Origin of the sequence: Arenibacter sp. ARW7G5Y1 (assembly GCF_003201775.1) — a bacterium.
Classification (GTDB): Bacteria; Bacteroidota; Bacteroidia; order Flavobacteriales; family Flavobacteriaceae; genus Arenibacter.
Genome location: NZ_QJJZ01000002.1, coordinates 120,950 through 136,023 on the forward strand (window position 1 = coordinate 120,950; position 15,074 = coordinate 136,023).

Sequence of the window (15,074 nt, forward strand, 5' to 3'; positions counted from 1 at the left end):
TTTCGTTTGTTTATATCACTTTCTTATGCCGGGGAATGCGCCAACATTTTCCGGTTTTTTTGTAAAAGTGATACGTTTAGTGCTCATGTTTTCAGTTAATTTTCATTGGCATCTTCTTTAGGTTAATATTAGTCGAGTATTGTTATTTTTGAACCTTCCTGTATAAATTCAAAGGGAATGTCTTCCTTGAAGGCTTCCAAGATTTCCTTAATGGTCTCATTTCGAAAAGTGGCCGTGTATATTTGATTTTTCAATCGACCGCTTCTATCTTCTATGGTAATGTTGAAATGACGTTCCAGTTTTGATTTAATGTTGGAAAAGGGAGAGGCCTTGAATAAAAGATACCCGTCTTTCCAAGCGGTATAAATGTTGGTGTCCACCTCGTTAATGGTCATGGTATTACTAATCTTATTCCATGCAGCCCTTTGCCCAGGAACCAGCTGGGATGAAGTGTTTGTATTTATGTCTGCCCCTTCCTTGTAAAGGACTACGGCCCCTTCTACCAATACGGTGCTGATGTCCTCATCTTCCGGATAGTAGGAAAGGTTGAACTGTGTACCCAATACCCTAATGTTCATTTCGTCCGCATTTACAATAAAAGGGCGGGTCTCATCTGTGGTAACGTCAAAGTATGCTTCTCCTTTTAAATAGACTTTTCTATCCTCTCCTTTAAGGAAGCGCACGGGATATTTAATGGAGCTTCCGGAATTCAATTTTACTTTGGTGCCGTCGGAAAGAACAAGATCGAATTGTCTTCCATGCGGTATATTAAGAGTGTTGTAAACCAGTTTGTCATGAGCTTCAGCTCCGGTATATTGCAAAGTGTTCCCCTGCTGCGAAGCAACTAAATTTCCGTTGGTACTGGTAATTTTCCGTTCCCCGTTCTCCGAAATGGTTTCAACCGTACCATTGTCCAATTGTAAAGTAATTGAGTTGGACTTTGGGTTGTTTTCAATAATAAGTGGCGGGATGGGTACTGTAGTTGTGCCTACAGAATTTTGGTTATAAAAGTAGATGCCCATGAGCAATAAGAATGTCGCTGCCATACCAGACCAAAATCCAATATTCGTGTGTGCAAAAAATGGCTTAACTTTTTTTTTCTTTTCAATGTCCTCTATTTTATTTAGAATATTCTGCAATAAAACTTCGGAATCACCTTTTATTCTTTTCCTAATGGGCAGATTACCTTCTTTTGCACTATTCCAATGTCTGGCTAAAAGCCCATTCTTAACTTCATCCGGATCGGAACTATTAATAAGCTCCATTAAACAATCCAATTCCTTTTCGGAAATGGTATTGTCTACCAATTTCTGGAAGAGCTTGTCCATTTTGTTCTCGTTCTGCATCTACATTATTTTAATAGCAATATTATGGGCTATATAAGTAATACACTTCAATAATGCAAAAGTCCCAAATTAAGAACCATTTTTTTACGAAATAGATAAATTAAGACGTAATAAGTAAGATTGTTGTAAAAAAACAAATGGTATCAGCCAGATACGGTTTTAATTCCGCCCTGATAATTTGCAGTGTTTTCCAGAGATGGTTTTTTACTGTTTTTTGCGTAATTCCCAAAAGTTCCGCTATTTCCTCATTGCTTTTTCCCTGTTGTTTGGACAAAATGAAAATGCTGCGTTTTTGAGTGGGAATATTTTCTAGGATATCGTTTACCAAATCCTCATATTCGGCAAGGAGAATACTATTTTCGGTTTCTTCGTTTAATGAGCTAATGTTTTTCCAGTATTCCTTTTTTAAGGATTCCTGGGAGGCAATACTTCTTAAGTAGTTGTAAGCCGAATTTTTAGCAATAGTAAATAGAAAGGCATCAAAAGAATATCTTACATCAATGGTTTCCTTTTTTGTCCAAATTTTAATAAATACTTCTTGTAGAATTTCCTCGGAGGCATAATCCGACTTTGTAATGGAATGTATGTAATGGTACAACCGTTTTTCATACAGATCAAATATGGTCTTAAATGCTGTCCTGTTACCTTTTATCAAGGAAGCAATCAATTGGTCTAAGGGTTGTCCTGCCATTTTGAAAAAAGTTAAAGGATTTGGGTTCTAATAAAATACTTTAGGGTTCTAATCCATAAAGATTTAAATGGTACTTAAAGGGTAACGTTCGAAATTAAGTGGAAATTTCTTTCATTTCAACTATAAAATCAACATTTAGCAATACTTTTTTTGCCAATTTTTTGTCCGTATAAAAAAAGATGTATATTTAAAATCTCAATCAAGCCTTTTGTTATTTATCTTTTTATGAAATTACACCTTCTTAATAGGTCCAGTTTACAGAACAGCTCCTTTACAGTTACACATAATAGGTATTCCCATTTTTTAAAAATTTGGCATTACCACCCGGAATTGGAATTGGTATACATTGCACAAAGTACAGGGACCCGTTTTATTGGTGATGGAATTGAGAAATTCTCCCAAGGCGACCTCGTTTTGATAGGGAAAAATTTACCCCATATGTGGCTCAATGACGAGATTTACTTTGAGGCTGATTCGGGCCTGATTTCCGAGGCCATTGCCATACACTTTAAGGAAGATTTTTTAGGGTTGGATTTTCTAAATGCCATAGAAATGAAACCAATACTGCAATTGATCAAAAGGGCTAGCCAAGGAATTAAATTTTCCAATATTGATTCTAAACTTATTGAAAAAATTGAGAAACTTCAAAACCACGAACCTTTTGATAAGACAATAAAGCTAATTGAAATACTGTACAAATTGGCTAATCATGAGGAGTATCAATTATTGTCAAGCCCGGGATTTTTGAATTCCTTTAACAAGACGGATAACAAAGGCTTGGATGAAATTTATGAGTTTGTCTTTAAAAATTTCAATCAGCCCATAGGGTCCAAGGATGTAGCAGAGATAGCCAAAATGAACCCTTCTGCCTTTAGCAGGTTTTTTAAACGTATCCACAGAAAGACGTTTACCCGTTATTTAAATGAAATACGAATTGGGTATGCCTGTAAATTATTGATAGAGAACAAAAATAACATTACGCCGGTGTGCTATGAATCCGGTTTTAACAATATTTCAAATTTTAACCGACATTTTAAGTCCATAACTGGGATGTCTCCCTCCGATTATATTAAACTTCATACTCAAAATTGACAAAAATAGTAATGTTGGCAAAAAAAGTATTGAAATTGGTACTTCTTGTGGTTGCTATGGATGTGGTTTGGAATTAGTTTTGTCTTGATTAATATTTCACATAATGAACAGCAAAATTATTATAACGGATGTTCTGGTTAAAGATGTCCGATTTCCTACCAGCAAATCACTGGACGGATCAGATGCCATGAATCCGGATCCGGACTATTCCGCAGCTTATGTAATACTGAAGACCGATCATCCAGACGGACTGGAGGGCCATGGATTAACCTTTACCATTGGTAGGGGCAATGAATTGTGTGCTGCGGCCATCCATTCATTGGCGCCTTTGGTAAAAGGAAAATCTTTGGAGAGTTTTACTGCAAATATGGGGGCGTTTTGGAAGATGATCACCGGGGACAGTCAATTGCGTTGGCTGGGTCCTGAAAAAGGTGTTATTCATTTGGCAACGGGTGCTGTGGTAAATGCCGTTTGGGATCTTTATGCCAAGGTAGAAAAGAAACCATTGTGGAAATTGCTGGCCGATATGACACCGGAGGAATTGGTTTCCTGCATAGATTTTACTTACATTACGGACGCCATTACACCTGCAGAAGCTCTGGAACTTTTGAAGGCCAAAGCTTCTTCCAAGCAGGAGCGTATTGATAAACTTTTAAAGGATGGATATCCTGCATATACCACCTCTGCCGGTTGGCTTGGTTATTCGGATGACAAAATGAGGAGACTTTGCAAGGAAGCAAAGGCTTCTGGATTTAAGCATATGAAAATAAAGGTAGGATCAGATTTAAAGGATGATATGCGGCGCGCATCCATAATCCGTGAAGAGATCGGTACCGACCTAAAATTGATGATGGACGCCAACCAGAAATGGGATGTGGACGAGGCCATTGCCAATATGGCTGAGCTAAAAAAGTTTGATCCATGGTGGATCGAGGAGCCAACTAGTCCTGACGATATTTTGGGCCATGCGAAAATAGCAAAAGCCGTTTATCCTATAAAAGTGGCAACAGGGGAACACTGTCAGAATAGGGTTGTATTTAAACAATTAATGCAGGCCGATGCCATTGGTATCTGTCAGATAGATAGCTGCAGGGTAGGTGGGGTAAATGAAATTTTGGCCATTCTTTTAATGGCGGCAAAGTTCAATATTCCTGTTTGTCCCCATGCAGGGGGAGTAGGACTCTGCGAATATGTGCAACATCTGTCCATGATAGATTATATTGCTATAAGCGGTTCTTTGGAAAACCGAATAATAGAATATGTGGATCATTTGCACGAACATTTTTATGACCCTGTGGTAATAAATAATGGGGCCTATATGCCCCCGTCAATGTCGGGCTATAGCATCACTATGAAAGAACAATCTTTGGAGGATTATAGTTTTCCGGAAGGTGTAATTTGGAAGGATGGTGCAAAGGCCAAACAATAGGGAACAAAATAGAATAGTAACCGAGATAAATAACTTTAAGAAAATATGTCACTTTTTAGTCTAGAAAATAAAACAGCCATTGTTACCGGTGGTGCCAGTGGTATTGGTGAAGCTATATCCAAAGCCTTTGCCGGCCAGGGAGCGCATGTGCACATCCTGGAATTTAATGTGGAAAACGGAGAACGTGTAGTTGGGGAAATAGAAGCTAAGGGCGGTAAGGCCAAGTTTCACGCTTGCGATGTTTCCAATAATGCCCAGGTAGCCGAAATTATATCCGCTATTGGCGCCCAGAGTTATATTAATATTTTGGTGAACAATGCGGGGATAGCCCATGTGGGAAATTTGGAGGGAACCGCAGTAGAGGATATGGATCGCATATATAATGTAAACATCAAAGGGGTTTATAATTGTATGCATGCCGTTATCTCCAAGATGAAGGAGAAAGGAGGGGTCATTTTAAATATGGCTTCCATTGCCTCCACGGTTGGTATCTCGGATAGATTTGCTTACTCCATGTCCAAAGGAGCAGTGCTAACCATGACCTATTCCGTGGCCAAGGATTATTTGGATCTGGGCATTCGCTGTAATAGCATTTCTCCGGCACGAATCCATACGCCGTTTGTAGACGGATTTATAAAGAAGAACTACCCAGGTAAGGAAGCGGAAATGTTTGAAAAATTATCCAAATCCCAACCTATTGGAAGGATGGGCAAACCTGAAGAGGTGGCTAACTTGGCAGTTTATCTCTGCTCGGACGAGGCTTCCTTTATAACGGGAACCGATTTTCCTATAGATGGAGGGTATATAAAATTAAATGGATAGGTTATTCTGAAAACCTGTTTTTGGACCAATTTAAAAATGGAACTAAATATCAAATGGATGTTTTAGTTCCATTTTATAAAACCAGTAACACCTGCTCCGGGAATATTCGGAAATATATTCAAACATCAATTCTTAATGAATAAAATAGTTCAATACCTAGCCATAATATCTCTTTTGGCCGCTTGTACCCAGAAATCGGAGCCAAATGCCTTGGTGATGCCGGTGTCCAACACCATTGAAGTAAAAGATACGGACAGTAAGGATTCCATTTTGCTCAAGGCGGCCCATGTGGTGCCTACAGCCAATCAGTATGAGGCTCTGCAAAACGAGTTTATCGCTTTCATCCATTTTGGCCCAAATACCTTTACCCGTATGGAGTGGGGTAATGGGATGGAAGATCCTAAAATATTCGACTTACGGAATTTGGATACGGACCAATGGTGTAAGGCTATGAAGGCTGCCGGGATGAAAATGGTAATTTTTACCGCCAAGCACCACGATGGTTTTGTTTTATGGCAAAGCCGCTATACCGATCACGGGCTAATGTCTTCGCCTTTTAGGGAGGGCAAAGGGGACGTCCTCAAGGAATTGTCCGAATCCTGTAAAAAATACGGTCTTAAACTGGGGGTATATTTATCTCCGGCCGATCTGTTCCAAATAGAAAGCAAGGATGGCCTATATGGAAATTTAAGCGAGTACACGGATAGAACCATTCCGAGACAGGTGGAAGGTAGGCCATTTGAAAACAAGACTACATTCACCTTTAAAGTGGACGACTATAATGAATATTTTTTAAACCAGCTCTTTGAATTGCTTACCGAGTACGGACCCATCCATGAAGTTTGGTTTGATGGTGCCCACCCTAAAAGAAAAGGAGGCCAGACCTACAACTATTTGGCATGGAAAGAATTGATAAGGGCCTTGGCCCCTAAGGCGGTTATTTTTGGGAAGGAGGATATTCGTTGGTGCGGCAATGAATCTGGCAAAACCAGGGATACGGAATGGAATGTGATTCCCTATCTGGAAAACCCCCATCAAATGAACAGTTTTGCAGATTTGACAGAGGAATCCTTAGGAAGTAGGGAAGATCTTTATAAGGGGAAATATCTACATTACCAACAGGCGGAAACCAATACCTCTATCCGCGAAGGATGGTTCTATAGGGATGACACGGACCAGAAAGTCCGAAGTACGGATGATGTGTTCGATATATATGAAAGATCGGTGGGTGGTAACTCTACCTTTTTGCTGAACATTCCCCCGAATAGGGAAGGGAAATTCTCTCCAAGGGATGTTGCCGTATTGGAAGAGGTCGGCCAACGGATCAATGAAACCTACAGTGTCAATTTGTTGTCCAGCGCCAACGGACCTAAAGCTATTTTGGATGAAAACTTAAACAGTTTTGAATTGTTGGGCAAAGGACCTCAAGAGATCATAATTGAAAACAATGCACCAATCACTATAAACAGATTGGTTATTCAGGAAGCTGTAGCTTCCCATGGGGAAAGGGTTGAAAAGCATGCCTTGGATGCTTGGGTGGACAATGCCTGGAAAGAAATTGCCACAGCTACCAATATTGGTTATAAACGCATATTGCGATTCCCGGAAGTTGCTACCCAAAAATTGCGAATTAGAATCTTGGATTCGCGCTTTTATCCTGCTATAGCGAGCGTATCCGCCCATTATTACAAGGCAAGGCCACCCCAGCTCAGTATTGTAAGATCTTTGGAGGGAGTGGTAACCATATCGCCCAAAAAGGACACTTTTGGATGGAAACCACACGGGGAAGATATAGCGGGAAACATCAATTCTGGTTATAAAATTCGTTATACTACTAACGGTGGGGAGCCCACGGCCGAATCTACAATTTATAAGGAAGCTTTTGAAATACCGTCGGGAGAGGTGAAGGCAGTAGCCGAGGTCAATGGGCAATTGGGTAGTGTTGCTTCACAGCTTTTCGGAATGGTAAAAAAGGATTGGAAACCTGCAGGAGTGGATAGTGTTAAAGGGGAACATGCCGCCTTGAATGCTTTCGATGGCGATTCTGAAACCTACTGGAGTTCGGTTGAAAAATCTGGATCGCACTACATCAATATAGACCTTGGAAAAGTATATGACATGAGTGGATTTACCTATACCCCACAAACTTCCTCTTCAGAAGGGATGATAGAAAAGGGTGTTGTTAGGATAAGCGAAGATGGAAAAGCTTGGGAAAATGTGGAGGACTTCCAGTTTGGGAACTTAATAAACGATCCCACTGCCAGAACCCATATGTTCAAGGCCAAAATTAAATCAAGATATATCGGCATTGAAACGAAAGTGATTGCAGGAAATGGCAGAACTGCGGCTATTGCAGAATTGGATTTTTTATTGGACTAATATTTAGGATATGATTTCTTACTAAAATATAATGAAACAAAAGGCCTTATATTATTTTGTATTTGCCCTATCCTTAATTGGTTGTTCACCATCGGTCTCTGACATTTATATAACTGCCAATAGGGAGATTTATAAAAATGGAGAGCTGGTATTTGGCACTATCAATGAAGGGATAAATGCTGTGGACCAACTTCGCAAAGAGCGAAACAAAAATACCCTGACCCTTCATCTAATGGAAGGGGAATATAGAATAAGCGCGCCCATTAGAATATCACCAGAAATTGGCCCGTTGAATATTATTGGGGAAGGCGTTGGGAAGTCTGTGGTTAAGGGGTCCAAATTGCTCAACCCTCAATGGGAAAAGTTTAATGACCATATTTGGGTGGCACAATTACAGAAAGAGGATGATTTTGATCAGCTGTTTGTTAACGGGCATAAGCAAATATTGGCGCGTTACCCCAATTACGATGAGAATGGCGGGCATTGGCAAGGACATGCCGAAGATGCTATTTCCCCAGAGAGGATAAAGACCTGGGACAATTACATCGGGGTTATAGTCCATGCTATGCATAGTGGGGAGTGGGGCGGATTTCACTATGTTTCCACAGGGATTGATGAAAATGGGGACCTTATATTGTCCGGAGGGAATCAGAATAATCGTCCCTCAAAAATGCACGCCAAGTATCGTATGGTAGAAAATGTATTCGAGGAATTGGATGCTCCCGGCGAATGGTTCATGGATAGGGATCATAAATTATATTATTGGCCTACCGAGGGAACGGACATTGGGAATGTCTTGATAGAAGGGGTCCAACAAAAACATTTGCTGGAAATAGTGGGCTCTGAGGAGAATCCAGTTCGGGATATAGAAATAAGCGGAATAAGGTTTGAACATGCCCAGCGTACTTTTATGGAAAAGTATGAGCCATTGTTGAGAAGCGATTGGACCTTTTATAGAGGGGCGGCCATTATTCTTGAAGGGACACAAAACGTGAAAATTGGAAATTGCGAACTGACCAATTTGGGGGGGAATGCTATTTTGGTTAATAACTTCAACAGGGACGTGACCATTTCCAACAACCATATACATGACATTGGGGCGTCTGGTATCAGTTTTGTAGGTAGTCCCGAAGCCGTGAGATCACCATCGTTCCAATACGATGAATTTGTTCCTATGGTGGAAATGGATACCGTTCCCGGGCCAAAATCAAACAAATACCCCAGCAAATCCATAGCGGAGAACAATCTAATATATCGAATAGGAAGGGTAGAAAAGCAAACGGCCGGGGTACAGATTGCCATGGCCATGGATATTACGGTTAGTCACAATAGTATATATGACGTTCCCAGAGCGGGAATCAATATTGGCGATGGCACTTGGGGCGGACATATAATTGAATACAATGATGTATTTAATACTGTCTTGGAATCTGGAGATCATGGGGCTTTTAATTCTTGGGGCAGGGACCGGTTTTGGCACCCTAATCGCGAGACTTTGAATGAAATAGTAGCCGCCAACCCAGAAATGCCCAAATGGGATGCCATTCACACTACCGTAATCAGAAATAATAGGTTTCGCTGCGATCATGGCTGGGATATAGATTTGGATGACGGAGCCTCCAATTACCATATATACAACAATCTGTGTTTAAATGGTGGAATTAAATTGAGGGAAGGATTTTATCGCACCGTGGAAAACAACATTACCATTAATAATGGTTTCCACCCACATGTGTGGTTTAAGAGTAGTGGGGATGTTTTTAAACATAATATTGTATTTACGGAACACAAGGATATACGACTACAGGATTGGGGCAAGGAAGTGGATTATAATCTTTTTCCAGATGAGGCAAGCCTGAAACAAACCCAAAAAAAAGGGGTGGACAAACACAGTATTTTTGGTGATGCATTATTTGTTGATGCAAAATTGGGGAATTATACGGTTAAAGAGGAATCGCCTGCCTTTGAAATAGGGTTTAAAAACATAGATATGGATAGTTTTGGGGTTACCGATATTGAGCTCAAATCCTTGGCCAAAACCCCTACAATACCTACCATGTTTTTTGGTGATAGCGGTGAAGGGGACGCAGTGGTCCAATGGTTGGGTTCACAAATCAAAAGTGTAACTACAATGGCCGAGAGGTCGGCTTCAGGCCTAAACAAGACAGCAGGTGTCCTTGTATTGGCCATAGAACCGCAGACTGTTATAAGCAAATCCCCGCTTCAGGTAGGGGATGTTATTATATCCGCCGAAGGCGATGAAATAAATACGGTGGCAGATTTAATGAAAACTTACCAAAATAATAATTGGAAAGGGAAATTGAATCTAACTATATTTAGGAATCAAAAAGAAAGGCAGATTTCATTGACGACTAAAAAATAATGGATTGGAATTATGAAGGGTTGGTATAAGTATTTTATTGTTGCAGTTTTGATTGGTGGAACCATCTATGGCCTTAATGGCAAAAGATCCACAAATGTTGAAAAACAGCCGAATATTATTTATGTTTTGGCGGATGACCTCGGATATGGTGATATAGCAATCTATAATCCTGACAGTAAGATAAAAACACCCAATCTGGATGCTATGGGATCTGCAGGGATAATATTCACGGATGCCCATACCTCTTCCTCTGTTTGTACCCCTACGCGATATGGAATTATTACCGGAAGGTACAATTGGAGGAGTCCATTAAAAAGTTCGGTCCTTACCGGAAATTCCAAGGCATTGATTCCTAAAAATAGAACTACCGTGGCCTCCTTGCTTAAAAAGGAGGGCTACGAAACTGCATTTATTGGCAAATGGCACCTGGGATGGGACTGGGCTCTTAAAAATCCTAGTTTAGAATCAGGTGAAGGTTGGAATGCAGAGGATTTTGATAATATAGATTTTTCCAAAGAAGTTAAGAATTCACCAAAAGGCCTTGGTTTTAAATATTCTTATGGGCACTGTGGTTCCTTGGATATGGCGCCATATGTTTATGTGGAAAACGGTATGCCGACCATGGTCCCTGATACCGTTACAGAAAGCAAGGATAAGTATGGTTGGTGGCGTAAAGGGCCTACTGCCCGGGATTTTGATTTTGATGATGTTACCCCCAACTTCTTTAGAAAATCCTTTGGCTATATCAAAGAAAAATCCCAAGAAAAGTCTCCTTTCTTTTTGTATTTGGCATTGCCTTCGCCCCATACCCCCATTTTACCTACCGACGAATGGAAGGGAAAAAGTAATCTAAATCCATACGGGGATTTTATGATGATGATCGATGACTATATGGGACAATTGACAGAGGTGTTAAGGGAAGCAGGGATCGAAGATAATACCATGGTGATCTTTACCAGTGATAATGGTTGTTCCCCTGCCGCCAAGATTAATGAAATGATGGCCAAGGGGCATAGTCCCAATGGAATTTTAAGAGGCCATAAGGCAGATATTTTTGAAGGTGGACACCGTGTGCCCTTTATGGTAAAATGGCCCGCAAAGATTAAGCCGAATACCCAATCGGATAAGACCATATGCACCACGGATTTGTTGGCTACCTGTGCAGATATAGTGAATGTTGAATTGGAGGATGACGAAGGTGAGGATAGCTTTTCCTTTTTACCACTGTTGACCGATCCAGCGTCCAAAGATTATCATAGGGAGGCAACGGTACATCATTCCATCAACGGCAGTTTTGCCATAAGAAAGGAAAATTGGAAAATGATTTTCTGCCCGGGTTCTGGTGGATGGAGTGATCCCAAACCTAATTCGGAAGGTATAGGCGACCTCCCCAAATTTCAGTTGTATGACCTGAGCAAGGACCCCCGGGAAGAAAATAATGTTTACGGTCAGTTTCATGAAGTGGAAAGTGCCCTGACCAGACTATTGGTCTCTTATATTGAAAATGGAAGAAGTAGGATTGGGGAAAAGCAAAAGAACGACCCTGAAGGATATGGTACTAAGGATTGGAAACAATTGAAGGTATTTTATAATTGATTTGAAAATTTGAAATTGCTTAATTTGAATATTTATTCCCAAAACCATAAGCAAAAATTATATTAATAGTAATTCAATAAATAGAGACAAATGAAACTAATAAGATTTGGAGAAGTAGGAAAGGAAAAGCCGGGAGTGCAATTGGAAAATGGTACCCGATTGGACGTATCGGCCTTTGGAAGGGATTATAACGAGGATTTCTTTGGAACGGATGGCTTGGCCCAGCTAGAAGATTGGTTGGCAAAAAATGAAGGTAGTTGTCCTAAAGTGGCTAATGATGTACGTTTGGGTGCACCCCTGGTGAGACCATCAAAAATTGTATGTGTGGGTCTTAATTATGCCAAACACGCAGCAGAAAGCGGAATGGCAGTTCCTAAGGAGCCGGTATTGTTCTTTAAAGCTACCTCCGCAATGGTTGGCCCTAACGATGACGTGATTATTCCAAAAGGAAGTGAAAAAACGGATTGGGAAGTGGAGCTGGCCGTAGTTATTGGCAAAAAGGCGTCCTATGTTTCGGAAGCCAACGCTTTGGATCATGTTGCCGGTTATGTGTTGCACAACGACTACAGTGAAAGGGCCTTTCAAATAGAACGTGAAGGACAATGGGTTAAAGGAAAAAGTTGTGACACTTTTGCTCCTGTAGGACCTTTCATTGCCACCAAAGAGGAAATTAAGGACCCTAACAATTTACATTTGTGGTTAAAACTAAATGGGGAAACCGTACAGGATAGTTCAACTTCCGATTTTATCTTTAATGTGCAAGAGGTGGTGAGTTATATCAGTCAGTTTATGACCCTTTTGCCAGGGGATATTATTTCAACTGGGACTCCTTTTGGAGTAGGATTAGGATTCAACCCCCCTAAATACTTAAAAGCTGGGGACGTGGTAGAATTGGGCATTGAAGGGCTTGGAAGTTCCAAGCAAACTGCAAGGGCCTATAGCGGGAAATAAAACCAAACTTATTTTTAATGTACCCTAATATATGTGGACGGGTCCATCCCGATCACATATTTTAATTTTTGAATTGTTCAGGTCCTGCCTTTGCCTGTCTGCGGATAGGCAGGCCGTACCGGACAATATTTTATCCTTTAGTGTTCCTTCGAGCGGGATCGAAAGGTCATCGGTTTTGTACGCCACACAAAATCTATAGTGGAAACTTAATTTAAAAACGAAACTAACATGAAATCCAAATTCCAGGTAATTATATTGTGTCTATTGGCTACTATTAAGGTTGCCACAACATATGGACAGAAGTTGGAATGGACCGAGATCGAAAATGGAATTTGGAAAGCCAGTATAGGGGATCCGGAGGATATAAGCTTGCTTCGGGCTGCGGATATAGAGCCCATGGTAAAGGCTCTAAACAGATTGCCCGCCGCCGATTTTCCTTTTCAAAAAGATAGGATCAAAACTAAAATAGTGGACGGGAAGACCTATTTGCAGTTTCCGCTGACCAGGGAAGAGCAAATTTATGGCTTGGGACTCAACTTTAAAACAGTACACCAGAGAGGCCGTATCATGCAATTGCATGTGGATCATTACGGTGGTCGCGATGATGGCCGTACGCACGCCCCGGTTCCTTTTTATGTATCTTCCAAAGGGTATGGAGTGTTGATAGACGCGGCCAGATATATTACGGTGTACGCCGGAACGGGTGTTAGGGTGGAGGCCGATGATAAACCGGTTTTGAGGGACAGGAACACTGATCCCCATTGGCAGGCGCAACCTTATTCCGATGCCGTGGAGATTTTGGTGCCGGCAAAGGGAACCGATGTCTATGTATATGGCGGTTCTACCCCTATGGAGGCCGTACAACGTTATAATTTATATAACGGAGGTGGTTATATTCCCCCGAAATGGGGCCTTGGTTTTACCCAGAGGGTACCTACGCTTTACAGTCAGGCTGATATTGCCCAAGAAGCCCAAGAGTTTAAAGATCACGATTTCCCATTAGATTTTATTGGAGTGGAACCGGGCTGGCACAGTATGGCCTATCCCTGTACATTTGAATGGGACAGTACAAGATTCCCTGACCCAAAGAGGTTCAATAATGAATTGTTGGAGGATGGGATTAGAACAAATTTATGGTTGAACCCCTATGTGTCCCCAGAAGGTTCCCTATATCCGAAATTAAAGGGTCTCTCCGCTTCGCATACGGTGTGGAACGGTATAGTGCCCGATTTGATGCTTCCCGAAACCCGGGATATTTTGAAGGCACACTTTGTTCAAAATCATTTGGACCTAGGGGTTAGCGGTTATAAAATAGATGAGGTGGATGGTTTTGATTTTTGGATTTGGCCAGATGTAGCTACGTTTCCATCAGGCTATAGTGGCGAACAAATGAGACAGGTTTACGGACTGTTGATTCAGGACATGACGGCCAAATGGTTCAAAGAAAGAAATCAGAGAACCTACGGTTTGGTAAGGGCGTCCAACGCCGGGGCAAGTTCCTTGCCCTACGTTATTTACAATGATTATTACAGCCACAGGGATTTTATAACGGCCCTGGTAAATAGCAGTTTTATTGGAGTGCTTTGGACGCCGGAGGTAAGAGCTTCCAAGACGGCCGAGGAGTGGTTAAGGAGAATGCAATCTGTTTGCTTTTCACCTATGGCCATGCTGAATGCCTGGGCAGACGGTACCAAGCCATGGTCATTTCCCGAAGTGGAAGAGGCGGTACGGGATGTGGCCAATTTAAGGATGCAGTTATTGCCTTATATTTATTCTACCTTTTCCCAATATCATTTTGAAGGGTTACCACCTTTTAGGGCCATGAATTTGGTAGACGGATTTTCCTATGACCAAGAGATAGCCGAAGGGGAATTGGACTCTACGGACAATCCCTATAAAGTAGCCATTAAAAGTGAAATAAAGGATCAGTATATGATGGGCGACAATATTTTGGTGGCCCCCATGTTCGAAGGCGAAAAGGAGAGAAAGGTAATCCTGCCCAAAGGAAAATGGTTCGATTTCTACGACGGTAATTTCGTAGGTGAAAATGAAGTGATTACAGTTGCTCCCGGTTTGGAAAAAATTCCCTTGTTTGTCAGGGATGGGGGTATAATTCCTATGCGACCGGTTAGGAGACAGGCTCCAAAATTGGGCGAGAAAGTAGATTTGATTATTCGGCATTACGGAACAAAAGAAGGAAAGTATACTCTTTACGATGATGACGGACTAAGTTTCGATTTTGAAAAGGGACAATTTACCAATGTAGAAATACAGGTCAAAAAGGACCGCAAAGGAAAACTTGTAGGCACCATAGGTAGCCCTGAAAAAGGGAAGCCATATAGCTATAACAAAAAGGTGACCTGGGATTTTAAAACCAAATAATAT

At 41.2% G+C, this 15,074-nt stretch carries 10 protein-coding genes; 8 read left to right on the forward strand and 2 right to left on the reverse strand.

Going from position 1 to position 15,074, the window contains the following annotated elements; all coding sequences use genetic code 11:
• Positions 1–128 precede the first annotated feature (128 nt).
• Both C7972_RS03770 and C7972_RS03775 read right to left on the reverse strand, forming a co-directional pair.
• A complete protein-coding gene (locus C7972_RS03770) occupies positions 129–1,346 on the reverse strand; it encodes a FecR family protein (protein ID WP_110354902.1) in 1,218 nt (405 codons plus the stop codon).
• Between the two features lie 100 nt (positions 1,347–1,446).
• Positions 1,447–2,037: an RNA polymerase sigma factor gene (locus C7972_RS03775; RefSeq protein ID WP_110354903.1), complete on the reverse strand. Its 591-nt coding sequence runs from the start codon at positions 2,035–2,037 to the stop codon at positions 1,447–1,449.
• A 225-nt stretch (positions 2,038–2,262) separates the two neighbouring features.
• Between C7972_RS03775 and C7972_RS03780 the strand changes: the two genes are divergently transcribed.
• The 8 genes from C7972_RS03780 to C7972_RS03815 all read left to right on the forward strand — a co-directional run bounded on the left by C7972_RS03780 (position 2,263) and on the right by C7972_RS03815 (position 15,071).
• A complete protein-coding gene (locus C7972_RS03780; protein WP_110354904.1) occupies positions 2,263–3,129 on the forward strand; it encodes an AraC family transcriptional regulator in 867 nt (288 codons plus the stop codon).
• A gap of 103 nt (positions 3,130–3,232) precedes the next feature.
• Positions 3,233–4,558 carry an L-fuconate dehydratase gene (locus C7972_RS03785; RefSeq protein WP_110354905.1) on the forward strand — a complete coding sequence of 442 codons (1,326 nt, stop codon included), beginning with the start codon at positions 3,233–3,235 and terminating at the stop codon, positions 4,556–4,558.
• A gap of 45 nt (positions 4,559–4,603) precedes the next feature.
• Positions 4,604–5,380, forward strand: coding sequence for an SDR family NAD(P)-dependent oxidoreductase (locus C7972_RS03790; RefSeq protein ID WP_110354906.1), 777 nt, complete (start codon positions 4,604–4,606; stop codon positions 5,378–5,380).
• Positions 5,381–5,515: 135 nt separating this feature from the next.
• The gene (locus tag C7972_RS03795; protein WP_110354907.1) at positions 5,516–7,759 is read left to right on the forward strand and encodes an alpha-L-fucosidase; all 2,244 of its coding nucleotides are present in this window, start codon (positions 5,516–5,518) and stop codon (positions 7,757–7,759) included.
• A gap of 31 nt (positions 7,760–7,790) precedes the next feature.
• Entirely contained in the window at positions 7,791–10,142 is a 2,352-nt protein-coding gene (locus tag C7972_RS03800; protein WP_110354908.1) for a PDZ domain-containing protein, read from the forward strand.
• 12 nt (positions 10,143–10,154) lie between these two features.
• Complete coding sequence (locus C7972_RS03805) at positions 10,155–11,738, forward strand: arylsulfatase (RefSeq protein ID WP_110354909.1); 1,584 nt, start codon at positions 10,155–10,157, stop codon at positions 11,736–11,738.
• A gap of 90 nt (positions 11,739–11,828) precedes the next feature.
• Positions 11,829–12,689: a fumarylacetoacetate hydrolase family protein gene (locus C7972_RS03810; RefSeq protein WP_110354910.1), complete on the forward strand. Its 861-nt coding sequence runs from the start codon at positions 11,829–11,831 to the stop codon at positions 12,687–12,689.
• A 228-nt stretch (positions 12,690–12,917) separates the two neighbouring features.
• Positions 12,918–15,071, forward strand: coding sequence for a TIM-barrel domain-containing protein (locus C7972_RS03815; protein ID WP_110354911.1), 2,154 nt, complete (start codon positions 12,918–12,920; stop codon positions 15,069–15,071).
• Positions 15,072–15,074 lie beyond the last annotated feature (3 nt).

What these genes read in the sequence shown, in the direction of transcription:
- C7972_RS03795 (WP_110354907.1), top strand. Translation starts at nt 5,516, where the DNA reads ATGAATAAAATAGTTCAATACCTAGCCATAATATCTCTTTTGGCCGCT.
- C7972_RS03785 (WP_110354905.1), top strand. Translation starts at nt 3,233, where the DNA reads ATGAACAGCAAAATTATTATAACGGATGTTCTGGTTAAAGATGTCCGA.
- C7972_RS03810 (WP_110354910.1), top strand. Translation starts at nt 11,829, where the DNA reads ATGAAACTAATAAGATTTGGAGAAGTAGGAAAGGAAAAGCCGGGAGTG.
- C7972_RS03770 (WP_110354902.1), bottom strand. Translation starts at nt 1,346, where the DNA reads ATGCAGAACGAGAACAAAATGGACAAGCTCTTCCAGAAATTGGTAGAC.
- C7972_RS03805 (WP_110354909.1), top strand. Translation starts at nt 10,155, where the DNA reads ATGAAGGGTTGGTATAAGTATTTTATTGTTGCAGTTTTGATTGGTGGA.
- C7972_RS03780 (WP_110354904.1), top strand. Translation starts at nt 2,263, where the DNA reads ATGAAATTACACCTTCTTAATAGGTCCAGTTTACAGAACAGCTCCTTT.
- C7972_RS03775 (WP_110354903.1), bottom strand. Translation starts at nt 2,037, where the DNA reads ATGGCAGGACAACCCTTAGACCAATTGATTGCTTCCTTGATAAAAGGT.
- C7972_RS03790 (WP_110354906.1), top strand. Translation starts at nt 4,604, where the DNA reads ATGTCACTTTTTAGTCTAGAAAATAAAACAGCCATTGTTACCGGTGGT.
- C7972_RS03800 (WP_110354908.1), top strand. Translation starts at nt 7,791, where the DNA reads ATGAAACAAAAGGCCTTATATTATTTTGTATTTGCCCTATCCTTAATT.
- C7972_RS03815 (WP_110354911.1), top strand. Translation starts at nt 12,918, where the DNA reads ATGAAATCCAAATTCCAGGTAATTATATTGTGTCTATTGGCTACTATT.